Source organism: Streptomonospora salina, assembly GCF_014204715.1.
In the GTDB taxonomy this organism is placed as follows: domain Bacteria; phylum Actinomycetota; class Actinomycetes; order Streptosporangiales; family Streptosporangiaceae; genus Streptomonospora; species Streptomonospora salina.
The window spans coordinates 56,345-81,374 of record NZ_JACHLY010000001.1 but is presented as its reverse complement, the minus strand read 5'-3'; the positions used below and the strand labels follow the sequence as shown (position 1 = coordinate 81,374).

Below are 25,030 nucleotides of genomic sequence, written 5' to 3'. Positions count from 1 at the left end.
GGATCACGCTCACGTCGCACGCACCGCCTCGCGGCAGCGGTCTGCGGTGCGGGCGCTACCCGGTGAAGGCGGCTCGCCGGAATCGGGGGAGCAGCGTCCGTCGGGGACGCTGCCGGTACTTCGGGACGGGTCCACGTGTCCTCTCTCGCGTCGGTTTCAGTGTGTGGATACGAATGCGGAGCGGGAAATATTCCCCCGATGCCCCGCCTCGACCCCGGATCGGGGCCGTCGATGCAGCTCGTGATCAGGCCGCCGCGGCGTCGGCGCTAGTGCGCGCGGGCGGCCTCGGCGGGATCGGCGTCTTCCGCGGATCCGGGCAGGTCCTGCCATTCGCGGCGCCGGGTCTCGGCGACGGCGACGGCGGCGGCCACGGCCACGTTCAGCGACCCGACCCGGCCGATCTGGGGGATGTAGGCCACGGCGTCGGCGGCCGACAGCAGCGCGCGCGTGCAGCCGTGGTCTTCCGCGCCTACGGCCAGGCACACGTCGCCTTCCAGCGGTGCTTCGTGCAGCGGAACGGCGTCGCGGGCGAGTTCGACGGCGGTGACGCGGTACCCGGCCGCCTGGGCGGCGGCGACGGCCTGTGCGGAGTCGGCCGCCTTCTCCAGGTGCAGTTTCTGCTCGGTGCCCAGCGCGGTCTTGCCCACCTGGGGATGGTCGGGGTCGGCGGAGTTGCCGGCGAGCCAGACGGTCTCCACCCCGAAGGTCGCGCAGGTGCGCAGGATGGATCCCAGGTTGAACGGCTGGGTGACGGACTCTGCGATGAGGGCGATGCGGCCCTGGGTGCGCCTGCGCCAGTGGCGGTTGAGTCGTTTGACATCGGTGGGGCGCAGCTGCGTGCTCACCTGCGGTGTGTTCCTCGTGTGCGAGTCGGTGGGGCCTGGACGTGCGGCTTTCGTATCCACGATAGCGGTATCGGCGCGCGAAGGTCAGGGGTGGGCGCCCTGCGGATGTCCGCGCGGCGCCGTGTCAGGGGGCTTGGACGCGTAGGACGCGGTAGCCGGCCCGCGAGGCGGCGCGGTCGGCGGCCAGGCCGGCCTCCTGCTCCAGCCAGCGGTGCAGGGAGTCGGCGCCCAGGTTGCGCTGGACGACGAGGTGGGCGGCGCCGCCGGGGGCGAGCCGGCCCAGCCACGTGCGCAGCAGTGCGTGCAGTGCGGGTTTGCCGATGCGGATGGGCGGGTTGGACCAGACCGCGTCGAAGGGGCCCTCCGGGGAGAGCGCGTCGGGGGACCGGTCGGAGTCCTCCGCAGGGGAGCCGTTCGCGTCGACCATGTGAAAATCTACGTTGTAAAGGCGGTTGTCCGCGGCGTTGCGCCGTGCCAGATCCACCGCCCGCGCATTGACATCCACCCCCAGCACCGACGCCCGGGGCGCGCGAGCGGCCATGGCCAAGGCCACCGGGCCGTAGCCGCAGCCGAGGTCGAGGAGCCGGCCCCCGGCCGGCGGCGCCGGCACCGACTCCAGCAGCACGCGGGTGCCCAGGTCGACCCGGTCGGCGGAGAATACGCCGCGGTCGGTCCCCAGGCGCAGATGCACATCGGGCAGCACGAGGTCGACCGAAGCGGGGCGGCTGGCGGCGGCGGGGGCGGCGTCGAAGTAGTGCCGGGGGCCCTCCCGGTGCTCGCCGCCGGGGCCGCCGTCCTGCCCGCGCCGTTCCACGGCGCCTCCCATCGCACATGCGCCCCCGTCGGGGCCCGTCTCGCCGGCGCGCCGCAATCCGGCGCCGATCGCGCCGGAGATCCTCCGTCCGGGCGCCACCGGCGCACCTTACCAGCCGCGCCCGCACCTCCGGTGCGCTGCGCGGACGGTGCGTCCGGTGGGCGGGCGAGCACGGGCGCGGCGGCGGACTGCGTCACAATCCGACCGGTCGGTAGTGTTGTCCTGTCGACGTACGGACGAAAGGAAACAACCTCGTGGGACGTTTTTCCGGCAAGGTCGCCATCATCACCGGCGCCAGCCGCGGCATCGGGCTGGCCGCCGCCCAGCGCATCGTGGACGAGGGCGGCAAGGTCGTCATCACCGGGCGCAGCCCCGAACCGCTGGAGCAGGCGGTGGCACAGCTCGGCGGTGCCGGCACCGCCGTAGGTGTGGCGGGCAAGGCCCACGACGCCGACCACCGCGCCGAGGTCGTCCGGCGCACCCTCGCGGAGTTCGGGCGCATCGACGTGCTGGTCAACAACACCGGCACGAACCCGGTCTTCGACGCCATCGTCAACCTGGAGCCGTCCGCGATGGCCAAGATCTTCGAGATCAACGTCATCGCCGCCGCCTCCTGGGTCAGTGCCGTCCACCACGCCTGGATGGCCGAGAACGGCGGGTCCGTGGTCAACGTCGCCTCGCTGGCCGGCCAGCACCCGTCGCCCGGCATCGGGATCTACGGCGCCAGCAAGGCCGCACTGATCAACCTGACCGAGCAGCTCGCCTACGAGCTCGCGCCGGCGGGTGTGCGCGTCAACGCCGTGGCCCCGGCCGTGGTCAAGACCAAGTTCGCCGAGGCCCTGTTCGAGGACGAGGAGGCCACCGCCAAGAGCTACCCGCTGGGTCGGCTGGGCGTGCCCGACGACATCGCCGCCGCTATCGCCTACCTCGCCTCCGACGACGCCTCCTGGGTCACCGGCCAGACCCACACCCTCGACGGCGGGCGCACCCTCGGCGCGGGCGTCGAGTAGCCGGCGCCGGCGCAGCGGCCGCGCACTCGCTCGCGGGACCGCGCCCCGCCCGCTCGCTGGCACCCGGTCCCACCTGCGGACCCGTCGCGTCCACGGCATTGAATTCCGCGGTGAGCAGGCGCAGGATAGTGGGTACTTTCGCAGGTGAGGACACATGCAGAACGTGTCGAGGGGAGGAGCGATGAGAGCCCGGATCGGAGACCACCTCGTCGTCGAAGGACCCCGCGACGACATGCACCGCCGCACCGGGGTCGTCACCCGGGTGCGCGGCCGCGAGGGCGCGCCGCCCTACCAGGTCCGGTGGCTGGACGAGGACGTCGACACCGAGTCCGAGTCGTTGGTCTATCCCGGACCCGACGCCCATATCGAAGAGAAGGCCGCCGGGCGCTGAGCCCGGCGGCGACGGGAGGTGGATGGCGATGCACACCATGAAGCGGTGGAACGTCGACATCCTGCTGTCAGAGGAGGCCGAGGGCGAATCCGCCCGCACATGGGCCGAAGTCGGCCTCGAATCCCAGGACGGGGCGGGCCTGCGCGGCCACGGCATGGCGCGCAAGCACCCCACCGACGACGACGTTCCCGAGATCGGCGACGAACTCGCGGTGTCGCGAGCGCTGGCCGACCTTTCCCGCCAGCTCCGGCAGGTGGCCGCCGAGGACATCAGCGAGCACACCGGAACGCCGTGGCCGCGCTGACCACGGCACGGCCGGAGTGATATAGGTCTCATATTCGCTCGGCGGTCCGGCCTCCGCGGCCGGTGCCGCCGGGTCGTGCGACACGCCCGCACGGCCGGAACCGGCCGCGGGTGCGGTCGACGCAGGGTCCGCGCCCCGACACCGGGTGCGGCCGGTTGTGGTCGCCGCGGGTAGGGGAGAAGTTCACTGACACGTGACCACGGTGGGGCAGACTCGGCCGGTATGACCACCTCTTCTGGACCGCAGGCCGGATCCTCCCGGGTGCTGGGCACCGCCGACGCGGTGACCGTCGGCGCCGCGGCGATGATCGGCGCCGGGGTGTTCGCCGTATTCGCGCCGGCCGCCGACGAGGCCGGTGCGTGGATGTGGGTGGCGCTGCTGATCGCCGCCGTGGTCGCCTACTGCAACGCCACCTCCTCGGCCCGGCTGGCCGCGCGCCACCCGGAGTCGGGCGGCACCTACGTCTACGGCCGCGAACGCCTCAGCGAGCTGTGGGGCTACCTCGCGGGGTGGGCGTTCGTCGTGGGCAAGACGGCCTCGTGCGCCGCGATGGCGCTGACCTTCGCCGCCTACGCGGCCCCCGGATGGAGCCGCCCGCTCGCCGTGGCCGCCGTGGTAGCGCTGACCGCGGTCAACTACGTCGGGGTGCGCACGTCGACGGGCCTGGCGCGGGTGCTGCTGGCGATCGTGCTGGCGGTGCTGGCCGCAGTCGCCGCCGTGGGTCTGGGCGGCGGTGAAGCCGACGCCGCGCACCTGGCGATCGACACCCACTGGCCGGGTTTCTTCGGGCTGCTGGGTGCGGCGGGCATGCTGTTCTTCGCTTTCGCCGGCTACGCGCGCATCGCGACACTGGGCGGCGAGGTCCGCGAGCCCGCCACCACCGTCCCGCGCGCCATCGCCATCGCCCTGCTGGGTGTGTTCGCCGTCTACGCGGTGGTGGGGACCGCCGCGCTGAGCGTCCTGGGCCACGGCCGGCTCGCCGACAGCCGGGCGCCTCTTGCCGACACCGTCACCGCCGCCGGCTGGCCCGGGCTGACGCCCCTGGTGGCGGTGGGCGCGGCACTCGCCAGCCTCGGCGCTCTGCTGGCGCTGACCCTGGGCGTTTCGCGCACCGTGGCGGCGATGGCCGACGACGGGCACCTGCCGCGCGCACTGGCGGCCGTGCACCCGCGCTTCGGCGGACCCCACCGCGCCGAGATCGCCGTGGGCGCGGTGGTGTGCGTGATCGTGCTCGTGGTCGACCTGCGCGGCGCGATCGGCTTCTCCGCCTTCGGCGTGCTGGTCTACTACGCCGTCACCAACGCCTCGGCGCTGCGGCTGGGCCCGAGTGAGAACCGCCCGCCGCTGCTGGTGCCCGTGGTGGGCCTGGCCGGGTGCCTCGTGCTGGCTTTCAGCCTGCCGCTGCAATCGGTGGTGATCGGCGCCGCGGTCGTCGGGGCCGGGGCCGCGGTATGGGCGCTGCGCCGCACGGTGCTGGACCGCCGCTGACGCCGCCGCGCCCGCCGCCGTGGAACCGCGCCGCCGGGCGGTGTCCCTACCGCACGGGCGTGTCCGCGCGCGAAAGTTCGGTGAAGGCCCGCCGGGCCGTGGCCGACAGCGGGATGTGGGCGAGGTCTGCGGCGGCGAACCACGCGCAGTCGTCGGTGGAGCCGCCGACCTCGGCCACCCGCAGCGCACGCGGCTCTTCCACATGGGCGTGGAAGAACACCCACACGGCGTAGATGTCGCTCTCGGCGCTCTCCGGCCCGGAATCGCGGATACGGCGGTGGTGGGAGATCGCGATGAGCTCGCCCACGCCGCAGTCCTGGTCGGTCTCCTCGGCCACCTCGCGCCGCAGCGCCGCCCGCGCCGTCTCGCCGTGGTCGACACCGCCACCGGGCAGGTGCCACGTGCCCGCGCCCGGAAACCCGGGCGCGATCCGCGACAGCAGGATGCGCCCGGCCGCGTCGGTGACCACCCCGTAACAGGAGAACCGCCGCAGCACCGGGCCGGCGGGCGCGGCCTCCTCCTCGGCCAGGGCCTCGGGACCGGGCTGGGCGGGCAGCGCGACCGCCGCCCGCACCGGAAGCCCGCGCCCGGAGGGCACGGCCGCCGACCGGTCCGCGTCGGCGGTGTAATAGAGCCGGTCGATGTGCAGCTCCACCGCGGTGCCGTCGCCGGCCCGGGTTTCGGCGAACTCCGTGCGCACCTCGCAGGGCGCCACCGGGGATCCGGGGGCCAGACCGGCGGCGGCGCGGGCGGTCTCGGCCGGGTCGTCGCCGAAACCCACCCGCGCTCCGGGCAGGCGCTCCTCGCCGGGCGGCCGGTCTGCGGGCAGCACCGCGCGGCCGTCGTCGCCGACGAGGGCGAGGTGGGCGGTGACCCGGCGTGCCCGCCGCGGCGCTCCGGCGGTGCCCTGACCGCTCACAGCCCGGCGTCGGCGGTGCGGCCGACCGGGGCCTGGGGCGCCGGCGGCCGTGCTGCCTGCACCACCCGCAGGACCTCCTCCAGCCCGTTCACGGTCCACACGTCGCCGCCTTCCTCGTCGCGCTCGTGGCGGTCCACCAGTACCGGGTAGAGGCCGGCGGCCATGGCGCCGAGGGCGTCGGCCTGCAACTGGTCGCCCACGTGCCAGGTGCGCTCGGGCGGAACGCCGACGGCCTGGCAGGCGGTCAGGAAGATCCGGGGGTCGGGCTTGCCCGCGCCGGCGGTGTCGGCGCAGACCACGGCGGGGAAGAACGCGGCGATGTCGAGCACCGCCAGCTTGTCGCGCTGAAGCTGCTCGATGCCGTTGGTCACCAGGCCCAGCCGCAGCCCGCTGCGGGCCAGTTCGCCGAGCACGGGCGCCACGTCGCGGAAGGGGGCCCACGCCGAGCGGTGCGCCGACAGGTAGAGCTGGTACAGCTCGTCGCAGTGCTCGTCGGAGATGTGGGAGTGCCCGGCCTGGACGGCCAGGGCGCGCACCCGCTCGCGGCGCTGTTCCTCCAGTGTGAGGCGCCCGGCGATATAGGCGCCGAAGGAGATGTCGGTCTGGACGTCCCACAACCGGCGGGCGGCGGAGAACTCCGGGTGCCCGAGGCGCTCCATGATCGCCCGCAGGCCCGCCGAGCTGGCGGCGCGGTCGTCGAGCAGGGTGTCGTCGAGGTCGAAGAAGATCGCCTCGGGTGCGGGGGCTGTTGGGGGCATCGTTCCTTTTCCGTCGTCCCAAGGATGAGGGCAACCGCAAACACTGCCACGGTACCGGGCGAACTGGGCAAACGCGGTAGCGGCCCCGGCGCGGGTCAGCAGCGCCGCTCCAACCGGCGCCGATGGGACCAGTGGTTCCGCGCGGCGGATCCGCGCTGGCCGGAAACGGCCAGGGCCGCGGCGCCGGGCGGGCCGTTCTCGCACGGCGGGTGTCCCGGGGGCCGGCCCGGTCCCGGCGCTGCGCGGCCGGACGCCCGGCCTGTCAGGGCACCCGCTGGTTCCACACCATCGAGGCGACCGCACCGGCGGCCGCCAGCACCAGGCCGACGAACACGAACCGGGTGACGATCTCGTGGTCGACGGTCTCGCTTCCCAGCGACGACCCGATGTCGTCGTAGACGTCGCTGAGCTCGGCTTCGGACTCGGCCTCGTAGAAGTGGCCGGAGGTGTCGGCGGCCAGCCGCTCCAGCGCCCCCTTGTCGATGTCGGCCTCGACCGGCTCCCCGTTGATCTCGATGATGGCGGCCCCGGTGCCGAAGGCGATCGTGGAGACCGGGACTCCGATGTCGGACGAGGTCCGCCCGGCCGAGGTGATCGGGCGCCCGCTGGTGTTCTCGCCGTCGGACAGCAGCACGATCGCCGAGGGCGGCGGATCGTCCCCGGCCTCCTCGTCGAAGGAGCGGATCGACTCCAGGGAGGTGAACACCCCCTCCCCGATGGCGGTGCCCGGCGACATCTGCAGGGACTCGATGGAGTCGGCCACGGCCTGGTGGTCCTGGTTGGGGGTGGAGACCACGGTGGCGGTGGAGGAGAACGCCACCAAGCCCACGTTGAACCGGTCGGGCAGCGCGTCGACGAACCCGCGCGCGGACTCCTTGGCGGCGCTGAGCCGGTCGGGGTCGACGTCGTTGGCGGCCATCGAAGGGGAGACGTCGATGGCGACCATGATCGTGGCGCGCTCCCGCGGCACCTCCACCGACATCGCCGGCCGGGCCATCGCGCCGATCAGCGCCGCCACGGCCAGGAAGTACAGGACGGCGCCGATATGGCGCGGCCAGCTCGCACGCAGGGGCGCCACCCGGTCCAGCAGTGCGAGGTTGGTGAACCTGAGCGTGTTCTCGCGGCGGCGGAACTGCAGCACGACGTAGGCGGCGACGAGCGCGGCCAGGGCGAGCAGCAGCCACAGCCAGCCTGGCGATAGGAAGGTCACCCGGTCGTCCTTTCTGCGTTCCTCCGGCGCCCGGGCCGGTGCGGGACTCAGCGGGGGATGGCCGGCGTGTGCCGGGACAGCCGGTGGGCGGTGCGGCGCTGTTCCACCACGAACCGCGCCACGTCCGTGATCCAGTCGCGGTCGGTGCGCAGCAGGAGGTGGGGCACCCCGCACCGGCGCAGCGCCGCCCGTACGGCGGCGCGCTGGTTCCGGGCGGCCTGGCGGTAGTCGTCCCGCAGCTGCGGGGTGAGGCGGACGTCGCGGGTGCGTCCGGACTCCGGATCCTGCATCGTGACCAATCCTATGTCGGGAAGGTCGAGTTCACGGGGGTCGACGATCTCCACCGCCAGCGTCTGGTGGCGGGTGCCCAGGCTGCGCAGCGCCCGCTCCCAGGGCGCCGGCGACGCGGCCGAGACGGCCTCGGGCGGGGTGTCGAGGAAGTCGGAGACCACCACCCGCAGGCCGCGCCGGGAACGGGTGCGGGCCAGGTCCTCCAGGGCCTCGGCCAGTGTCGCGCCCGCGGAGCCGGCGTCGCCGCCGCCGGCGGGAGCGGCCGCAACCGTCGCCAGCAGCGACATCAGAGCCGCCTTGCCCGACCGCGCCGGCCAGCGGCGGATCCGCCCCCGGTGCAGGAAGTGGGCGCCGAAGCGGTCGCCGACCCGCTGGGTGAGCACCGTGACGGCGGCCATGGCGCCGATGGCGACGTCGCGCTTTCCCTCCTCGGCGGTGCCGAAGTCCATGCTGGCCGACAGGTCCAGCAGCGTCCAAGCCTCCAGCTCGCGGTCGGCGACCAGATCGCGGACGTGGGGCTGGGTGGTGCGCGCGGTCACCGACCAGTCCATCAGACGTACGTCGTCCTGGCCCGGCTGGTAGGGCCGGGCCTCGGCGGACTCGCTGCCGGGGCCGGCCCGCAGTCCCAGGTGCTCGCCGTGCAGCAGGCCCTCCAGGCGGCGGACGATGCGCAGGTCCAGCCGGTGCAGTGCCGTATGCATCCGCGGGTCGAGTCCGGGGGAGGGGCGCTCGGGCATGTCCGCCTCCTACCGTGTCGCCGCCGCGGCCTGTTCGCCGCTGGGCGGGTCGTCCCAGACGACCCGGGGCGGCGGAACGGCCGCCAGTACCCGGTCGACGATCTGGCCGGTGGTGACCCCGTCGGCCAGCGCGTCGAAGGTCAGCACCAGCCGGTGGGACATGACGTCGCGCGCCAGCACCCGCACGTCCTCGGGCAGCACGTATTCGCGGCCGCGGATCAGGGCCAGCGCCCGCGCCGCCGCGACCAGCCCCAGGCTGGCGCGCGGACTCGCGCCGACCTCCAGGACCCGGCTCAGCTCGGGCACCCCGTAGTTCTCGGGCTCGCGTGTGGCCATCACCAGGCGCACCACGTAGTCGGAGACGAGCTGGTGGACGTGCACCCGCTCGGCGTCGTGCTGCAGCTCCCCGAGCGTGACCGGGTCCAGCACCTGGTGGGGTTCGGGCGGCCGGGCGCTCATCCGCCGCAGGATCTCCATCTCCTCGTGTGCGCGGGGATGGTCCACCGTGACTTTCATCAGGAACCGGTCGCGCTGGGCCTCGGGAAGCGGGTAGACCCCCTCGGACTCCACCGGGTTCTGCGTGGCGATGACGATGAAGGGGTCGGGCAGCGGATAGGTCGTGCCGCCCAGCGACACCTGCTTCTCGGCCATGACCTCCAGCAGCGAGGACTGGACCTTGGCGGGGGCCCGGTTGATCTCGTCGGCGAGCACGAAGTTGGCGAAGACGGGCCCCAACTCCACGTCGAACCGCTCGGTGGAGGGGTGGTAGATGCGGGTGCCCACGATGTCGGAGGGGACCAGGTCGGGTGTGAACTGCACGCGGGCGAACGAGCCGCCGGTGACCTTGGCCAGAGTGGACACCGCCAGGGTCTTGGCGATGCCGGGCACGCCCTCCAGCAGGCAGTGGCCGCGGGCGATGAGTGCCACCATGCCGCGCTCGATCATCCGGTCCTGGCCGACGATGACGGTGGAGACCTCGTGCAGGGCGGCGCGCAGCAGGCGTGTGGGCTCGCCCGCGGGGACGCCCGGGCGCCCGCTGGGCTGCTGCCCGCCCGCGCGGCCGCCCGCGGGGTCGGCCTCGGCCTCGGCCATGTCACCAGCCTTTCCAGTGCGGCGCGGTGCGGCCGCGCGCCGCCGGGTACGTTGATGGTCACACACCGGCGATGCTACCCGCTGACCCCGTGCGGAACCGGTCGTCTCCGGGCGGCCGCGCCGGTGCCGCTGCGGCCGCGGTCAGGCGAAGGAGGCCCCGGTGTCCCTGCACGAGGCGGATCCGCGCCAGCTCGGGCCGTTCCGGCTCACCGAACGGGTGGCCGCGACGCCCGAGGGCGTCGTCTACGGCGCCCGCGATTCCCGCGGGCGCCGGGTGAGCATCGCCATGCTCAGTTCCGGGGCCGCGGCCGACCCCGCCGCGCGCGACCGCTTCGCCGCCGCCGTGGGCCGGGGACGGGGTTTGGACCGCCCGCCGGCGGTGGTGGCCTCCAGCCTGTCCAGCCCGGCGGCGTCGTGGGTGGCGGTGCGCCACGCCGGAGGGCGCGGCGCCGAGGCCTACCTGGAGCCCGTCGCCGCCGGCGGCGACGAGGCGGAGCGCGGTACCGCCGCGGCCGCGCCCTCCTACGCCCCGTACTGGGCCGAGAGCGGGGCCACTCCGGCGGCGGCCGCCTGGTCGTGGGCCATGGTGGGCTTGCGGCGGCTGTCGGGCTCCTATCCGCCCGAGCCCGCCCGCGCCGGAGCCCGGGCCGGCCGCGGCCCCGTCCCGTCCGCGGCGGTGCCGGCGCCGGCCGCCGGACCGCCGCCGGCGGCGGTCCGGCGGCGCGCGTGGGGAGGATGGCCGACCGCCGCGGCGCTGCTGGTGGTGCTGCTGCTGGTGGCGGCGGTGGTGACGGCCGTATACCTGCTGTTGTACAACGTCACGGCGCAGGCCACCCCGCCGCCCCCGCCCACGCCGGCACCGGAGTCCTCGCCGGACACCGGATCCGGCACCGAGCCGGGCGCCACGCAGGATCCGACGGCGCCCCCGTCGCCCGGCGGGGTGCCCAGCGTGGAGGTCGACGAAGACGACCACCCGCCCGGCGAGGCCCCGGCGGGCCCCGAGGACCAGGCGTGATCCGTACCCGGCGGACCCGCCCCACATTTTAGATCTACATCGTAAAGGCAATGGTCTGCGGCATCCGATGGGATTACCGCCCATCCCGCTGCGGTAGGACCCCCACCGCAAGGCACCGTCCGACCACACCCGGGAGAACACCCATGGACCTGCTCACCGAAGACCAGATCGCCGACGGCCTGCAGCGGCTCGACGGCTGGGAGCGGGAGAGCAAGAGCAACGCGATCCGGCGCACCGTGCGCATGCCCGACTTCCTGAGCGGGATCCGCCTGGTCACCTCGGTCGCCCACGCGGCCGAGGAAGCCGGTCACCATCCCGACATCGACATCCGCTACAACCGGATCACCTTCCACCAGACCACCCACGCCGCCGGCGGGGTGACCGAGGCCGATCTGGCGCTGGCCGCGCGCATCGACGATCTCGCCGGCGACGCCGGCGCCCGGCAGTGACCTGGCGGCGGCGCGGGCCGCGGCGTCAGGCCCCGTGCCGGCCCAGGCGCGCCCGCCGGATCTTGCCCGACGGGCTGCGCGGCAGCTCGTCGGCGAAGGTGATGCGCCGCGGGTAGGCGTGCGAGGCGAACCGGCTGCGCACCACCTCGCGCAGGTCCTCGGCCAGGTCGTCGCCGCCGGCGGCGCCCTCGGTGAGCACCACGGTCGCCGCCACGAGCTGGCCGTGCACCTCGTCGGGCACCCCGTAGACGGCCGCCTCCTGCACCGCCGGGTGCTCCAGCAGCGCCGACTCCACGTCGTAGGGGCCGATGCGGTACCCCGACGTCAGGATGGCGTCGTCGTCGCGGGAGGAGAAGTACAGACTCCCCGCGCGGTCGCGGGTACCGGTGTCTCCGGTCAGGTACCAGCGGCCGTCGGGGGTGAACCGCGCCGCGGTGGCCGCGGGCGCATCCCGGTAGCCGGTGAACCACATCAGCGGGCTTTCCGCGACGTCGACGGCGATCCGGCCGAACGCGCCCGGCGGGGCCTCCTCGTCGGAGGCCGGCTCCAGCACACTGGCGCGCCACCCCGGAAGCGCGGCGCCCAGCGAGTCCGCGTCGGCGGGTTCGGCGGCCAGGTCCGGGTGGTTGGCGTGGCCGACGCACATGCCCAACTCGACCTGGCCGTAATGGTCGCGCACGGCAACGCCGAACACGTCGCGCGCCCACTCCAAGACGTCGGCGCCCAGCGGCTCGCCCGCGCTGGACAGCCGCCGCAGGGCGATCTCCGGCGGCAGGGTCTTCAGCGTCGCCCGCAGCGAGCGGTAGATCGTCGGGGCCGCGGCCAGGTTGGTCACCTCGTGGATCTCCAGCACGTCCAGCACCAGCTCCGGGTCGATCCCGGCGTCCAGGTGCAGCGTGCGGTGTCCGGCCAGCAGCGGCGAGATCAGGCCGTGGTAGAGGCCGTAGGCGCCGCTGGGGTCGGCGGTGTTCCAGTAGACGTCGTCGTCGACGACGTCCAGGCCGAAACGGTGGTAGGCGTGGAAGGCCGCCAGGGCCCGCACCGGAACCGGGATCGCCTTGGCGGGACCGGCGCTGCCCGCGGTGTGCATCAGCACGAAGGGGGCGTCGCCGCCCACCGCCGCGGCCGGAACCGGTGCCCCCGCGCCCGCCGCCTCCAACCCGGCAAGGGTGCTGTCACCCGCGCGCAGCGGCGCGCCGCCGGTGGTGGCGACCCGGCCCACGGCGTCGGCGGGCAGATCGGGGCCCGGGTCGAGCTTGGCCCGCTGGTCGTCGTCGCAGACGATCAGCGCGGTGCCGGGGGCGAGGCGGTGCGCGATCGCCGAGGGGGCGAAGGCGGTCAGCAGCGGCAGGTGCACACCGCCCAACCGCCACACCGCCAGCGCTGCCACCGCCAGTTCGGTGCTCGGTGCCACCATGGTGGCCACATGGTCGCCGCGGCCCACCCCCAGCTCCGCCATGCCCGCGGCCAGCGCCGCGGACCGGTCGGCGAGCTCGCCGTAGGTCAGGTCCTCGCCCCGGAGGTCGGGCCCGATCTGCGTGAGGGCGACGCGCTCGCGGGGATGGCGGTCGCAGAGGAGTTCGGCCACTGATGCGGCGGGGGTGTCGTATGTGGCGAGCCAGTCGCGTGCCTGCTGCGCCGGGTCGGGCATCGGTGGTCGTCCCCTTGTCCGGTGTTCGGTCGAGTTCGGGTTGTCCGTGTATCAGACTATGTCGCCTCTTGTGACGTGCGTCCCAGGGTCTGCTTTCGGCGAAACCGCGTTGTGCCCGCGGTGCGGCGCTCGCATGATGGGCGCATGGACGCAGATGCGGCCGCCCGGCGCCTCGGGCTGGACGATCAGACCCGCGACTGGCTGGCCCGCGCCGCCGAAGCGGGACCGCCCGAGACCGGAGCCGGCATTCCCCCCGCCTCCGGAGCCCGCCGGGCTCTGGCCCCCTTGGGGCTGCAGCCGGCCGACGAGGACGAGCTCGCGGCGCTGTGGCCCGACGCCTCCTGGCCCGAGGAGCTCCTGTGGGTCGTCGGGGCCATGTACGCGCGCCTGGCCGGCGACCTCACCCGCGGCTGCACCGACCGGCCCGAATGGCCGGTGCTGGTGCACGCCGAGGACGCCCGGCTGCGGTGCGCACCGATCGTGGCGCTGGCGGCCGCGGCGCCCCTGGTGCAGGCCGCCCATGCCCGCAGCGGCGTACCCGCACCGGTGACCGCCGCGACCCTGGCCGACACCGGGCGGCACGTCGCCCAGACCCGCGCCATGTTCGGGCGCTCGGGTCTGGAGACCGCCACGTGGACGGCGCTGCACTTCCGCTGCGGCCTTTACGAGCTGGGGCGCCTGCAGTACGAGCCGAGCCGCGTGCACGCCGACGGAGCGGCGCGCTGGTACACCCGGGAGCGGGCCGCGGCGCTGGGGCCGGAGTTCGCCTACGGCGCGCCGCTGCTGCGGATCCACATTCCGGCGGAGGGCCCGCTGGACGCCGCCGGCGTGGCCGAGTCGCTCGCGCGGGCCCGGACCTTCTTCCGCACCCACTTCGGCGCCGACTACCCCCTCGCCGCGTGCTCGTCGTGGCTGCTGGACCCGCAGTTGGCGCAGTACGTGCCCGACGCGTCCAACATCCTCGCCTTCCAGCGGCTCTTCACCCCCGTGGACGGCGGCGCATACGCGCCCGGCGACGCCGACGTGTTCCGCTTCGTCTTCGGCATGGCCGAGGTCGACACCGGCCGCGCGCCGCAGCGCACCCGACTGGAGCGGGCGGTCGTACAGCATCTGGACGACGGCCGCCACTGGCGGGCGCCCACGGGGTGGCTGCGGCTGGACTAGGGCCTGCCGCCGCGGGACCGCCGCGCGCCCGGGTGCGGCCCGAAACCCCCGCAACGCCGCGGCGCCGCCGCGGCCGGGCGGTTCCCGGACCCGGGAACCGGGCCTCGCCGCGCGGGCGCCGTGCCCGGCGAGGGATCACCGTGTCCCGGGGCCGTCGTCGGGGTCGGAAGCGGCGGTCCAGCCGGAGGTGCGCATGCGCCCGGAGCCGGTGCATTCGCTGCAGCGGCGGGGCACCACCATCTCCCCGGTCAGGTCGCTGCCGGAGTAGCCGACGACGGCGACGCGCATCCCGCTCCCCTGGCAGGCCTGGCACACGATCAAGAGGTCCATCCCCGCAGCATAGGTCGCCGTGGACCGTGCGGTCAGCCTCGACGGCCCGCGGGTGTCCGGCCGCGCCTGCCGGGGGCCGGAACCGGCGGTGGTGGAGGCCCCCTCCGAAAACCATGGGGCCGGGACGCACCCGGGGGCCGGGCCCCGGGTGCCGCCTCCCCCACCGGAGGCAGGGGAGGCGCGCCGTGGTGTGTGCCGCCGGATCCCCGCCGCCTCAGACGCCGCCGATCAGGTCCAGACCGCCCAGCAGCCGACTGAGGCGGTCCTCGTCGTGCTCGACCACCGGGGTGTACTCGGCGGCGGCCACCCCCACCACGCGGTGGTGGGCGGCGATCGCGGCCAGCGCGCTCGCGACGGCGGCCGTGCCCGGGCCGCCCGGTGCGGGCACGGAGACGGCGGGCATCTCCCGGGGGTCGCACACGTCGGTGTCCAGGTGCACGTAAGCGGGGGAGCCGGCGGGGCGCCCGGCGGTGAGCCGCGCCGGATCGGCGCCGACGTCGTCCGGACCGAGCGCGGTGACGGGGTTGGCGGCGATATAGGCCCGCTCGGGCGGGTCCAGGTCGCGTACACCGGCGAGCACCACCTGGTCGGGCCGCAGCGCGGGGCCGGCCGCGCCGGTCAGCTCGGGGTGGCCGTCTCCCAGGAGTGTGCGCAGCACCATGCCGTGGGCGAGCCCGCTGGGGGAGGTACCGGGCGTGTTCAGGTCGCCGTGCGCGTCGATCCAGTAGACGGTCATGCCCGGGTGGCGACGGGCGAGGTGGTCGACGGCGGCGAGGTCGCTTGTGCAGTCGCCGCCGAGAGTGAGGACGCTGTCGGGGGAGCGGTGGGCCAGGCGCTCGCGTATGCCGCGGGTGGTCTGGGCGACGGTGTCGAGGTTGCGCACGCCGTCGCGGGCGGTGCGGGGTCCTTCGGAGACGGCGATGTGCATCCGTCCGGCCTGTGCGGGCACCAGCCGGGCCAGCGCGCCGGCGCCGGCGGCGACACGCACGTCGTCGCCGCCCTGCCACAGGGGGACCACCAGGTCGATTCCGCGCTGCCACACCATGGGTTCACCCTAGGTCCGCGCGGGGTCGGCCCGTGGGGGCGGCGGCGCACGGGAGGCGACCGATAGCGGCCACGTCCGCGGGTAAACCCGGCCGGGGCGCCGGAGCGGTGACCGGGCCGCCGCTCGCAGGATCATCCCAGGGGTTTGGCGGCCGAGACGCGCAGGCGCACGTAGTCGGCCCACCAGCCGCCGGTATGGTGCAGCACCGGGCGGAGCCGCTGGGTGAGGCGGCCGATGAAGTCGTCGGGGTCGGCCGCGCCGGCGGTCAGCGGGGCGCCGAACATGCGCAGCCAGGCGGCCAGGCCGTCCTCGCCCTCCAAGCGGGTGGGCCGGTCGAACAGCCAGGCCCCGGTGACTTTCAGTCCGGCCGCATCCAGCACGCCGGAGTACTCGTCGATGCCGGGGAAGTACCAGGCCTCCTCGGCGCCGGGCAGGCCCGTCTCCGCGCGCAGGGTGTGGGCGGCGGCACGGACGGCGGCGATGTTCCCGGCGCCGCCCAGTTCGGCGACCAGCCGGCCGCCGGGGCGCAGGGCGGCGGCCATGGAGGAGGCGGCGGCGGAGGCTTCGGGGATCCAGTGCAGCACGGCGTTGCTGAGTACGGCGTCGAAGCCGGGCTCGACGTCCAGTTCGCGCACGTCGGCCACGCGCAGGTCGAGGTGGGGGAAGCGCACACGGGCGCGGTCGATCATCTCCGGGCTGGCGTCGACGCCCACCACGTCGGCTCCGGCGTCGGCCAGGGCGGCGGTCAGTTCGCCCGTACCGCATCCGGCGTCGAGGATCCTCTCGCCGGGACGGGGGGCGAGTTCGCCGAGGAGGTCGTCCCCGTGGCGGGCGACAAAGGAATGGCGGTCGTCGTAGAGCCGGGCGTCCCATCGCTGTACTGCCATGGCGGCAACCTACCGTCTGATCTCATTGTGCGAAATCGAAATCCCACAATTTGGTCAAATGCGGGGGTAGCGGGCGGTGGCCGCCAGCTTGCCACGGCGCGCCGCCCGGGCGGCAGGGGGCCGGTCCGCCCGGGCCGTGGCCGCATCGGGCCGCGCCGGACGGCGGTCCCGCAGGGGTGCCGACCGGACTAGTGTTCTCGTCGGAGACCGGAGGGTATGGGGCATTTCGGAGGGGTGTCCTACCTCGACCCCGTAGGAGCGGCCGGGCGCGTTCGGCACCCGGGCCCCGCCCGCCCTCCCTGATCGCCGATGATTCCCGTAACGAGAGCATCCCGTGGGCACCCAGACACCTTCCGCATTCGGCAGGTCCCAGGACGTGCGTGCCGCTTCTCCTGCCGGCGGCTCTGAACGGCGTTTCCTGCCGGAGGTGCAGGGCCTGCGCGCCGTGGCGGTGGCGCTCGTGCTCGTCTATCACGTCGATCACGATCTGCTGCCCGGCGGCTATGTGGGTGTGGACGTCTTCTTCGTGATCTCGGGGTTTCTGATCACGTCGCTGCTGCTGCGCGAGGCCCGCACCGAGGGGCGGGTGTCGCTGGGGGCGTTCTACGTCCGCCGTATCCGGCGGATCCTGCCCGCGGCGAGCGTGGTGCTGGTGGGGACCGGGCTGGCGGCGCTGTGGCTGCTGCCGGCGACGCGGTTGGCGGAGACGGCGCGGGAGCTGGTGGCCAGTGCGGTGTATGTGGAGAACCTGTTCCTGGCCGGGGAGTCGGTGGACTATCTGGCCGCGGAGTCGGCGGCCAGTCCCGTGCAGCATTTCTGGTCGCTGGCGGTGGAGGAGCAGTTCTATCTGCTGTGGCCGCTGCTGTTCGCGGCGTGGGCGGCGGGCGGGCCCCGGTGGGGGCGCCGCCGTGTGGCGCTGGCGGCGGCGGGGGGTGTGCTGGCGGTGTCGCTGGGGTTCTCGGCGGTGCTGACGGCCACCGATCCCCAGCCGGCGTATTTCCTGCCCCAGACCCGGATGTGGGAGTTGGCGGCGGGGGGTGTGCTGGCGGTGGCGTCGGTGCGGATCGTGTGGCCGGTGCGGGTGCGGTGGGTGCTGGGCTGGGCGGGTCTGGCCGCGATCGGCTGGTCGGTGCTGGCCTATGACGATCAGACGCCGTTTCCGGGGGTGGCGGCGGTGGTGCCGGTCGCGGGGGCGGCGGCGGTGATCGCGGCGGGGTGCAACGGGGGGCGGTGGTCCTCCTACGGGCTGCTGGCGAGTGGTCCCGCGCGTTTCGGCGGCGATATCTCGTATCCGCTGTATCTGTGGCATTGGCCGGTGATCGTGTTCGCGTCGGCGCTGACCGGTTCGGCGCGGCTGGAGCCGTTGTATGCGGGGCTGGCGGTGGTGGTGTCGGTGGTGTTGGCGTGGGGCACCAAGGTGGCGGTGGAGGATCCGGTGCGCCGGTGGGGGCTGTTGCGGTCGGGCCGGCGGGCGGGGGTGTTCGCTGTGGTGGCGGCGTTGGTGGTGGTGCTGGTCGGTGCGGTTCAGGTGGGGCGCTACGAGTGGCTCAAGGGGGCGGAGTTCGATCCGGTGCAGCATGTGGGGCCGGCGGCGTTGGGTACGTCGGAGCCGATGGGGTCGGGTGCGGTGCCGTTGTATCCCTCGGCGGTGGCCGCGGGCGAGGACATTCCCGACGTCTACGACGCCGGCTGCCATGCGTCCCAGGCCGACACCCGCCCCGACCCCTGCGTCTACGGTCCCGACGACGCCGACACCACCGTCGCCCTGGTCGGCGACTCCCACGCCGCCCAATGGGCGCCCGCCCTGCGCACGATCGCCCGGGAACGCGGCTGGCGGCTGCACACCTTCACCAAGTCCGCCTGCGGGTTCACCGTCGCCGACCTGGAGTCCGGCACGGGCGGTCCCTATGACGCGTGCAAGCGCTACAACCGCGCCGTGCTCGACGAACTGACCGGCGGCCTGCACCCCGAGCTCGTCTTCACCAGCTCCAGTTCGATGGCCGACGGGTACGGGGCCGCCTCCCCGGAGGACGGCCGCGCCGCCATCGCCGCCGGCATGAACCGGCTGTGGTCGCCGCTCGAAGACGCCGGCACCGACGTCGTCGCCATCCGCGACACCCCCACGACCCGCACCCGCCTGCCCGAATGCGTGTCACTGCACAAGGACGACCTCGCCCAGTGCGAGCAGCCGGCCGAGGACGCGTTCTCCGACGACGACCCGCAGGTCATCGCCGCCCGGGAGAGCGACGCCGGCCTCGTCGACCTCAGCGATCGGATCTGCACCGCAGGCACCTGCCCGCCCGTGATCGGCAACGTGCTCGTCTACCGCGACAGCCACCACCTCACCGCCACCTACGCCCGTCTGCTGGCGCCGGAGCTGGAGGAGGCGGCCGCGTCCTACCTCCGCGGCGGGTGACAGCGCCCGGACCCCGCGGCCCCGGGGGGGCCGGGCGCGAATTGAGTACGCGTACTCGGGCGGCGCGGCCGGACGGCGGCCAGCATGGACCCATGAGCACCACACAGGTACGACCCACCAACACACAGGCGTTCTTCGTCCAGGCCGCGCTGTCGTTCGGCGTCTCGGCCGCCGCTGTGGCGACGGGCGTGGCCTTCCTGCCCGTCGACCCGTGGATGCGCGCGTTCCTCGCACTGGGCCTGCTCTACGTGATCACTTCGGCGTTCACTCTGGCCAAGTGCGTGCGCGACCGGCAGGAGGAGTCGACCGTGCACGGCCGGGTGGACCAGGCGCGCCTGGACAAGCTGCTGGCCGAGCACGACCCCTTCAAGACCGAAACCTCCTGACCGCGGAGCGGACCGGCGCCTACAGCGGCGCCGCCCGCCCCGGCGGCACCGGGGCGGGAATCCGGGGAGGCGGCGCCCCGGCGCCGGCGGAATCAGACCTGCGCCCGCTCGCGGTCCGCCCGCAGGTCCCGTTCGTAACAGACGCTCGCCGCACAGCCCGTATACGGGCCGTACAGCGGAATCCGGCTGTAACCGCAGCGCTCGTAGAGGCGCATCGCCTCGGGCTGCTCCACGCCGGTCTCCAAGCGCATCCGCGTCGCGCCGCGCTCGCGGCCGGCGTCCTCCAGCGCATGCAGCAGCGCTTCGCCGATTCGCCGGCCTCGCCGGGCCGGCACCACATACATCCGCTTCAGCTCGAAGGTGCGCTCGTCCAGGCGGCGCAGCGCGCCGCAGCCCACCACCCCGCCGCCGGGTTCGGTCGCGGCCAGGAACACCGCGGTGGTCTCCGCCGAAGGCTTGGCGCCCTGCTCCAGATCGCCGCCGTAGCGCGCGGCGGTTTCGCGTTCCTGGTCGCTGCGCAGACGGACGCCGACGGGATCGTCCCAGGGCATTTCCGTGATCTCGATGTGCACGGGCGGCGAGGATAGTCCGCCGCTGTTTCCACCGGGTTACACGTCGTCGGCCGAGAGGCGGTAGAGCACGTGCGGTGTGAGCCGGTGGCCTGCGGGAAGCTGCGGGTGGTCGAAGTCGTCGGCGGAGTCGCAGCGCATGCCCAACCGCCGCATCACCGCTTGGGAGCGCACGTTGGTGCGGGAGGTGAAGGATACGATCTCCTCCGTTCCGCAGCGGTCGAACCCGAACGCGACGGCGGCGCGCGCGGCCTCGGTGGCGTAGCCGTAGCCCCACGCGTGCCGGGCCAGCCGCCAGCCGACCTCCACGGCCGGGGTGAAATGCGCGGGGAAGCGCGCCGGGTTCAGCCCGGCGAAGCCGATGAACGCGCCGGTCGCAGCGACCTCCAGCGCCCACAGGCCGAATCCGTGCTCGGCCAGGTCGGCCTCGATGCGGTCGGCGCGCGTGTCGGACTCCGCGCGGGTCAGCACGGCCGGGAAGTGCGCCATCACCTCGGGGTCGGCGTTGAGCTGGGCGAAGGGCTCCCGGTCGGCGTCCCGCCAGCCGCGCAGCACCAGCCGCGGAGTCCGCAGCCAGACGTCGTCGTCCATGCGCCGATCCTAAGCCGTGTTCGGTCGGGCACGCGCCGTACGGCGCGTGCCCGGCCGGGCGGTCCGGGAAGGCCGGTGGGCGCTCAGGCGTTGGGCGGTCGGTCGGTGCCGGCGCCGCGGCGGCGCGGACGCACCAGGTCGAGCCGGTGCGCGGGCAGGCTCGGCTCGTCGGCGCCCTGCACCCGGAATCCGGCGTCGCGCACCGTCTCCAGGTCGGCGGCGCCGGGGCCGCCCTCACTGGTCAGATAGTCGCCCAGGAAGATCGAGTTGGCCAGGTGCAGCGCAAGCGGCTGCAGGCTGCGCAGGTGGATCTCGCGGCCGCCGGCCAAGCGCACCTCCACGTCGGGAAAGACCAGCCGGGCGGCGGCGAGGACGCGCAGGCACCGCTGCGGCGTCAGTTCCCAGTGTCCGGCCAGCGGGGTGCCGTCGAAGGGGATGAGGAAGTTGACCGGGACCGAGTCGGGATCGAGCTCGCGCAGCTCCTCCAGCGCGTCGACGAGGTCGTCGTCGCCTTCCCCCATGCCCGCGATCAGTCCCGAGCACGGCGACAGGCCCGCCTGGGCGGCCCGCTGCACCGTCGCGACGCGGTCGGCGAAGCCGTGGGTGGAGCAGATGTCGGCGTAGCGCTCACCGGAGGTGTTGAGGTTGTGGTTGTAGGCGTCGACGCCGGCGTCGCGCAGCCGCTCGGGCTGGCCCGACGAGAGCAGTCCCAGGCAGGCGCACACGTCCACACCCGGGTGCTCCTCCTTGATCCGGGCGATGGCCGGGGTCAGGCGGTCGATGTCGCGGTCGGTGGGGCCGCGGCCGCTGGCCACCAGGCAGACCCGCGACGCGCCGCCCTCGACGCCGCTGGCGGCGGCCCGGCGGGTCTCCTCGGTGCCGAGCCAGCTGTAGCTGACGATGTCGGCGTCGGAGCCCAGCCGCTGCGAGCAGTAGGTGCAGTCCTCGGGGCACAGCCCGCTTTTCAGGTTGACGAGGTAGTTGAGCTTGACGCGGTCGCCGAAGAAGCGGCGGCGGACCCGGCCGACGGCCGCGACCAGCTCCAGCAGCTCCGCGTCGGGCCAGGACAGAACGCTGAGCAGGTCGGTGCGGGAGGGGCGTTCACGGCGCAGGGCGGCCTGGGCGAGTGCGGCCGCCGAGGGCCGGTGGTCGGATTGGCGCATGACCACGATCCTGCTCCGGCGCGCGGCGCAGGGCACTGCCCGAAACGGCCAAAGTCGCACCGCCGGGGTTTGTAGCCCGCCGCCGGCGCGCCTGCGGCGAACACCGCGCATCCGGCACCGGGGCGGGGCACCGCCGCCCGCAGGCGCGCCGTGCCCCGCGGGCGGCGCCGGTCAGACGCGGCGCCCGGTCAGCGCCAGCAGCCGTGTCTGGGCGTCGGCGTCGGCCTCCACCGGCGCCGGCGGGTCGAACAGGGCTCCGGCGCCGGGGCTCTGCCCGCCCAGCCAGTCCACCAGGGCCTCGGCCAGGGCGGGGTCGATCTTCTCGTCGGCGCCGACGGCGCGGGCCAGATCCCAGGCGTGTACCGCCAGGTCGAAGGTCATCTGCCAGAGGTAGAGCTCGCCCGGGGCGTCGCCGAAGGACAGGTGCACGGTCCGTTCCAGGGCGCCCGGCTGCAGCCAGGCCGAGCGGGACTCGCGCGAGGCGACCTCCCAGGTGGCGACGGGCTCCTCGCCGAGCAGATCGCCGTCGTAGCGGTCGCCGGCCTCTTCGATGGTGCCGCCGGCGAGCAGGAAAGGCACCCACAGTTGCTCACCGGTGAGGTGGTTGAGCAGGTCGTGGACGTCCCACTCCGAGCACGGCGTGGGCGATCCCCACTGCGTGACCCGGATGGCGCGGACCCGGCGGTCGAACTCCGCCATGGCCTGGCCGTGCAACTCCAGCAGATCGGTCATCGGTCGCTCGCTCCCCCTCGGGCTGTGCACATGGGCGGTGCGTGACACTACCCGCCGGACGGCGGCGACAACCAACTCGCGGCGGCGCGGGAGCGCGGGCGGTTCAGGCGACCAGGTCCCAGCCGTCGCCGAGTTCGGCGGCGATGCGGGCCATCACGTCGTGCAGCGCGGCCGGTGTGGGGACGACGCCTTCGGCGAGCAGCAGCTCGCGGGAGTAGGCCTCGCGCTCGGTCGCGCCGAGCTCGGCACGCGGGCAGACGCGTGCCGTTCCCGCCGCGGACACGGCGACGACCGCGTCGCCGGTGGCGTGCATCAGGGCCACGAGGTGGCCGAAGAGGCTGGAGGGCGCGTGCATGTGTCCTTCCGGGGTGTGCGGGGCGCGTGGCGTCCAGTGTCGCAGCACCCCGCCCGAGACCGGGCATCGGAACGGGTACTGGAGGTGACAGATGGCGCATTGTCCGATGTCCGGAACAAGAACCAGCAGGTCAGAACGGGTTCCGGGGCGGGGATGCGGTAAACGGCAGCACGTGTGCTGCCGCCCCGGCGGCGGGGGAGCCGAGCGGCGAACCGTAGCCTGGAATGCGCCGCCGACCCCGCGGGAGCCGCATGCGGATACTGCTCGTGGACAATCACGACTCCTACACCTACAACCTGTTCCAGCTGATCGCGCGCGCGGCGGGAGCCGAACCCGACGTGCGGGCCAACGACGACCCCCGCCTGGGCGCGGACGGGGCCCTGGAGGCCTACGCCGCCGTGGTCGTCTCGCCCGGACCCGGCCATCCCGCCCGGAACCGCGACCTGGGGCTGCTCGGGGCAGCCCTGAGCTCCGCGCCGGCCGTGCCCGTGCTGGGCGTGTGCCTGGGCCACCAGGCGCTGGTCCACCTCGCCGGGGGTGCGGTCGCCCTCGCCCCGGCCGCCCGCCACGGCTATCTCAGCCGCATCCGCCACGACGGATCCGGCCTCTTCGCCGGGCTGGAACAGGACTTCACGGCGGTGCGCTACCACTCGCTGGCCGCGCGCACCCCGCTGCCGCCGGAGCTGGCCGCGACCGCCTTCGCCGAGGACGGCGTCGTCATGGCCGCCCGACACCGCGCCCTGCCGCGGTGGGGTGTGCAGTTCCACCCCGAGTCGGTCGCCGGCGAGCACGGCGCCGACCTGGTCGCCAACTTCCTGCGCCTGGCCCGCGAATCCCGCCCCGGGGCCCCGGCCGCCGCCGCGACGGCGGCCGGTACCGGCGCGGCAGCACCGGCCGCCCCCGCGGCGCACGCCGCCCCCGCGGCGCCGCCCGAGCCGCCCCGCGTGCGGGTCCTGGACCGCGCGGTCGACACCGAAGCCGCCTTCGCCCGCCTCTACGCCCGCAGCCCCCACGCCTTCTGGCTGGACAGCAGCCGCACCGGCGGCCCCGCCCGGTTCTCGTTCCTGGGCGACGCCCAGGGCCCCGGCGGCGAGGTACTGACCTACCGCACCGGCGAGGGAGCCGTCACCGTCACGCCCGCGGACGGTCCCCCGCGCCGCGAGCCCGGCACGATCTTCGACGCGCTGCGGCGGCGCTTGCCGGCACGGCCCGCGCCGCCGCCCGGCGGGCTGCCGTTCGACTTCACCGGCGGCTACGTCGGCTACTTCGGCTACGAACTCAAGGCCGACTGCGGCGGAGCGGCCGCCCACCGCTCTCCGGCGCCCGACGCCGTCTGGCTGCGCTGCGACCGCCTGATCGCCGTCGACCACGAACGCGACAGCACCTACCTCGTGGCCCGCGGCCCCGGCGCCGCGGAATGGGCCGCACAGACGCGGCGGATTCTGGCCGCGCTCGCTCCGGCATCGGATCCGCCGCCCGGGACGGCCCCCGCCGGCGGCGATGCGGACCTGGAGCCGCTGCTGGAGCGCAGCCGCGAGGGCTACCTCACCGACGTCAAGGAGTGCCTGCGCCGACTGGAGGAAGGCGAGAGCTACGAGATCTGCCTGACCAACCGGATGCGCGCCCCGGCGCCGGCCGACGACCTCGCCTTCTACCGGCGCCTGCGCCGCGCCGCACCCGCCCCCTACGCAGCACTGCTGCAGCTGGGGGACACGACGGTGCACAGCGCCTCGCCCGAGCGGTTCCTGCGCATCGGCGCCGACGCGGTCGCCGAGAGCCGGCCCATCAAGGGCACCGCGCCGCGCAGCGCCGACCCCGGAACCGACGCCCGCCGCGCCCGCGAGCTGCGCATCGGCGCCAAAACCCGCGCCGAGAACCTGATGATCGTCGATCTGCTCCGCAACGACCTGGGCCGGGTGTGCGAGGTCGGCACCGTCGACGTGCCGCGGTTCATGTACACCGAGTCCTACAGCACCGTGCACCAGCTCGTCTCGACCGTGCGCGGGCGGCTGCGCGCCGACACCCACCCCGTCGACGCGGTGCGGGCGTGCTTTCCCGGCGGGTCGATGACCGGCGCGCCCAAGGTGCGCACGATGGAGATCATCGACCGCCTGGAGAACTCGGCGCGCGGCGTGTACTCCGGAGCCCTGGGCTACCTGTCCCACCAGGGCACCGCCGACCTGAGCATCGTCATCCGCACGGCCGTGCGGCGGGGGGCGGGACTGGACGTCGGCGCCGGCGGGGCCGTCGTGCTCGACTCGGTGCCGCAGGAGGAGTACGCCGAGATGCTGCTCAAGGCCGCCGTCCCGCTCAGCGGCGGGTAGGGGGCCCGGTGCCCGGAGCGCCGGCCGCGCTCCGGGCACCGGGGTGCGGGCCGGGCCGACCGGTCCCGCCCACCGCCGCCGCGGCGGGAGCGGA

26 protein-coding genes are annotated in these 25,030 nt (G+C 74.5%); 10 read left to right on the top strand and 16 right to left on the bottom strand.

Going from position 1 to position 25,030, the window contains the following annotated elements; translation table 11 throughout:
* Nucleotides 1-266: 266 nt before the first annotated feature.
* Nucleotides 267-845, bottom strand: coding sequence for a TrmH family RNA methyltransferase (locus HNR25_RS00395; protein WP_184632393.1), 579 nt, complete (start codon nucleotides 843-845; stop codon nucleotides 267-269).
* Between the two features lie 124 nt (nucleotides 846-969).
* A complete protein-coding gene (locus HNR25_RS00390; protein ID WP_312862276.1) occupies nucleotides 970-1,659 on the bottom strand; it encodes a class I SAM-dependent methyltransferase in 690 nt (229 codons plus the stop codon).
* Between the two features lie 254 nt (nucleotides 1,660-1,913).
* On the opposite strand from HNR25_RS00390, the gene HNR25_RS00385 reads away from it, so the two are divergent.
* The 4 genes from HNR25_RS00385 (at nucleotide 1,914) to HNR25_RS00370 (ending at nucleotide 4,852) form a co-directional block, all read left to right on the top strand.
* On the top strand, nucleotides 1,914-2,669 hold the full coding sequence (locus HNR25_RS00385) for an SDR family oxidoreductase (RefSeq protein ID WP_184632392.1): 756 nt from the start codon (nucleotides 1,914-1,916) through the stop codon (nucleotides 2,667-2,669).
* A 181-nt stretch (nucleotides 2,670-2,850) separates the two neighbouring features.
* A complete protein-coding gene (locus tag HNR25_RS00380) occupies nucleotides 2,851-3,060 on the top strand; it encodes a DUF1918 domain-containing protein (protein WP_184632389.1) in 210 nt (69 codons plus the stop codon).
* 28 nt (nucleotides 3,061-3,088) lie between these two features.
* A complete protein-coding gene (locus HNR25_RS00375) occupies nucleotides 3,089-3,364 on the top strand; it encodes a DUF1876 domain-containing protein (protein ID WP_184632387.1) in 276 nt (91 codons plus the stop codon).
* A 222-nt stretch (nucleotides 3,365-3,586) separates the two neighbouring features.
* Nucleotides 3,587-4,852, top strand: a complete 1,266-nt coding sequence (locus HNR25_RS00370) for an APC family permease (RefSeq protein WP_184632385.1) — start codon at nucleotides 3,587-3,589, stop codon at nucleotides 4,850-4,852.
* Nucleotides 4,853-4,898: 46 nt separating this feature from the next.
* Here the strand turns inward: HNR25_RS00370 and HNR25_RS26345 are convergent, their stop codons facing one another.
* From HNR25_RS26345 to HNR25_RS00345, 5 genes are all read right to left on the bottom strand, one after another.
* Nucleotides 4,899-5,771 carry an NUDIX hydrolase gene (locus tag HNR25_RS26345; protein WP_312862275.1) on the bottom strand — a complete coding sequence of 291 codons (873 nt, stop codon included), beginning with the start codon at nucleotides 5,769-5,771 and terminating at the stop codon, nucleotides 4,899-4,901.
* Nucleotides 5,768-6,529 (bottom strand): HAD family hydrolase, encoded by a 762-nt coding sequence (locus HNR25_RS00360; RefSeq protein ID WP_184632383.1) that lies wholly within the window; start codon nucleotides 6,527-6,529, stop codon nucleotides 5,768-5,770. Before HNR25_RS00360 ends, HNR25_RS26345 begins: the two co-directional genes overlap by 4 nt.
* Before the next feature lie 262 nt (nucleotides 6,530-6,791).
* On the bottom strand, nucleotides 6,792-7,739 hold the full coding sequence (locus HNR25_RS00355; RefSeq protein ID WP_184632381.1) for a VWA domain-containing protein: 948 nt from the start codon (nucleotides 7,737-7,739) through the stop codon (nucleotides 6,792-6,794).
* Nucleotides 7,740-7,786: 47 nt separating this feature from the next.
* Nucleotides 7,787-8,767 (bottom strand): DUF58 domain-containing protein, encoded by a 981-nt coding sequence (locus HNR25_RS00350; protein WP_184632379.1) that lies wholly within the window; start codon nucleotides 8,765-8,767, stop codon nucleotides 7,787-7,789.
* A 9-nt stretch (nucleotides 8,768-8,776) separates the two neighbouring features.
* Nucleotides 8,777-9,859, bottom strand: coding sequence for an AAA family ATPase (locus tag HNR25_RS00345; protein WP_184632377.1), 1,083 nt, complete (start codon nucleotides 9,857-9,859; stop codon nucleotides 8,777-8,779).
* Nucleotides 9,860-10,019: 160 nt separating this feature from the next.
* Between HNR25_RS00345 and HNR25_RS00340 the strand changes: the two genes are divergently transcribed.
* Both HNR25_RS00340 and HNR25_RS00335 read left to right on the top strand, forming a co-directional pair.
* A complete protein-coding gene (locus HNR25_RS00340) occupies nucleotides 10,020-10,874 on the top strand; it encodes a hypothetical protein (RefSeq protein WP_184632375.1) in 855 nt (284 codons plus the stop codon).
* A 143-nt stretch (nucleotides 10,875-11,017) separates the two neighbouring features.
* Entirely contained in the window at nucleotides 11,018-11,323 is a 306-nt protein-coding gene (locus HNR25_RS00335) for a 4a-hydroxytetrahydrobiopterin dehydratase (protein ID WP_184632373.1), read from the top strand.
* A gap of 25 nt (nucleotides 11,324-11,348) precedes the next feature.
* Here the strand turns inward: HNR25_RS00335 and HNR25_RS00330 are convergent, their stop codons facing one another.
* Complete coding sequence (locus tag HNR25_RS00330; RefSeq protein ID WP_184632371.1) at nucleotides 11,349-12,974, bottom strand: AMP-binding protein; 1,626 nt, start codon at nucleotides 12,972-12,974, stop codon at nucleotides 11,349-11,351.
* 144 nt (nucleotides 12,975-13,118) lie between these two features.
* On the opposite strand from HNR25_RS00330, the gene HNR25_RS00325 reads away from it, so the two are divergent.
* Nucleotides 13,119-14,138 (top strand): acyltransferase domain-containing protein, encoded by a 1,020-nt coding sequence (locus HNR25_RS00325; RefSeq protein ID WP_184632369.1) that lies wholly within the window; start codon nucleotides 13,119-13,121, stop codon nucleotides 14,136-14,138.
* A 135-nt stretch (nucleotides 14,139-14,273) separates the two neighbouring features.
* Here HNR25_RS00325 and HNR25_RS00320 read toward each other — a convergent pair whose 3' ends face one another.
* From HNR25_RS00320 to HNR25_RS00310, 3 genes are all read right to left on the bottom strand, one after another.
* Nucleotides 14,274-14,468, bottom strand: coding sequence for a hypothetical protein (locus tag HNR25_RS00320; RefSeq protein ID WP_184632367.1), 195 nt, complete (start codon nucleotides 14,466-14,468; stop codon nucleotides 14,274-14,276).
* 214 nt (nucleotides 14,469-14,682) lie between these two features.
* A complete protein-coding gene (locus HNR25_RS00315) occupies nucleotides 14,683-15,513 on the bottom strand; it encodes an arginase family protein (RefSeq protein ID WP_184632366.1) in 831 nt (276 codons plus the stop codon).
* 131 nt (nucleotides 15,514-15,644) lie between these two features.
* On the bottom strand, nucleotides 15,645-16,400 hold the full coding sequence (locus HNR25_RS00310; RefSeq protein ID WP_184632364.1) for a class I SAM-dependent methyltransferase: 756 nt from the start codon (nucleotides 16,398-16,400) through the stop codon (nucleotides 15,645-15,647).
* A gap of 334 nt (nucleotides 16,401-16,734) precedes the next feature.
* Here HNR25_RS00310 and HNR25_RS00305 point away from each other — a divergent pair, with 334 nt between their 5' ends.
* The gene (locus HNR25_RS00305) at nucleotides 16,735-18,816 is read left to right on the top strand and encodes an acyltransferase family protein (protein ID WP_312862274.1); all 2,082 of its coding nucleotides are present in this window, start codon (nucleotides 16,735-16,737) and stop codon (nucleotides 18,814-18,816) included.
* A gap of 92 nt (nucleotides 18,817-18,908) precedes the next feature.
* Nucleotides 18,909-19,202, top strand: a complete 294-nt coding sequence (locus HNR25_RS00300) for a YiaA/YiaB family inner membrane protein (RefSeq protein ID WP_184632362.1) — start codon at nucleotides 18,909-18,911, stop codon at nucleotides 19,200-19,202.
* A 92-nt stretch (nucleotides 19,203-19,294) separates the two neighbouring features.
* On the opposite strand, the gene HNR25_RS00295 is transcribed toward HNR25_RS00300, so the two are convergent.
* The 5 genes from HNR25_RS00295 to HNR25_RS00275 form a co-directional block, all read right to left on the bottom strand.
* Nucleotides 19,295-19,774 carry a GNAT family N-acetyltransferase gene (locus HNR25_RS00295; protein ID WP_312862273.1) on the bottom strand — a complete coding sequence of 160 codons (480 nt, stop codon included), beginning with the start codon at nucleotides 19,772-19,774 and terminating at the stop codon, nucleotides 19,295-19,297.
* Between the two features lie 36 nt (nucleotides 19,775-19,810).
* Nucleotides 19,811-20,362 (bottom strand): GNAT family N-acetyltransferase, encoded by a 552-nt coding sequence (locus HNR25_RS00290; RefSeq protein ID WP_184632360.1) that lies wholly within the window; start codon nucleotides 20,360-20,362, stop codon nucleotides 19,811-19,813.
* An 83-nt stretch (nucleotides 20,363-20,445) separates the two neighbouring features.
* Nucleotides 20,446-21,525 carry a biotin synthase BioB gene (gene bioB, locus HNR25_RS00285; protein ID WP_184632358.1) on the bottom strand — a complete coding sequence of 360 codons (1,080 nt, stop codon included), beginning with the start codon at nucleotides 21,523-21,525 and terminating at the stop codon, nucleotides 20,446-20,448.
* 171 nt (nucleotides 21,526-21,696) lie between these two features.
* Nucleotides 21,697-22,257 (bottom strand): TIGR03086 family metal-binding protein, encoded by a 561-nt coding sequence (locus tag HNR25_RS00280; protein WP_184632356.1) that lies wholly within the window; start codon nucleotides 22,255-22,257, stop codon nucleotides 21,697-21,699.
* A gap of 103 nt (nucleotides 22,258-22,360) precedes the next feature.
* Nucleotides 22,361-22,612: a hypothetical protein gene (locus tag HNR25_RS00275; protein ID WP_184632354.1), complete on the bottom strand. Its 252-nt coding sequence runs from the start codon at nucleotides 22,610-22,612 to the stop codon at nucleotides 22,361-22,363.
* A gap of 251 nt (nucleotides 22,613-22,863) precedes the next feature.
* On the opposite strand from HNR25_RS00275, the gene pabB reads away from it, so the two are divergent.
* Nucleotides 22,864-24,936, top strand: coding sequence for an aminodeoxychorismate synthase component I (gene pabB / locus HNR25_RS00270; protein WP_184632352.1), 2,073 nt, complete (start codon nucleotides 22,864-22,866; stop codon nucleotides 24,934-24,936).
* The last annotated feature ends 94 nt before the right edge of the window (nucleotides 24,937-25,030 follow it).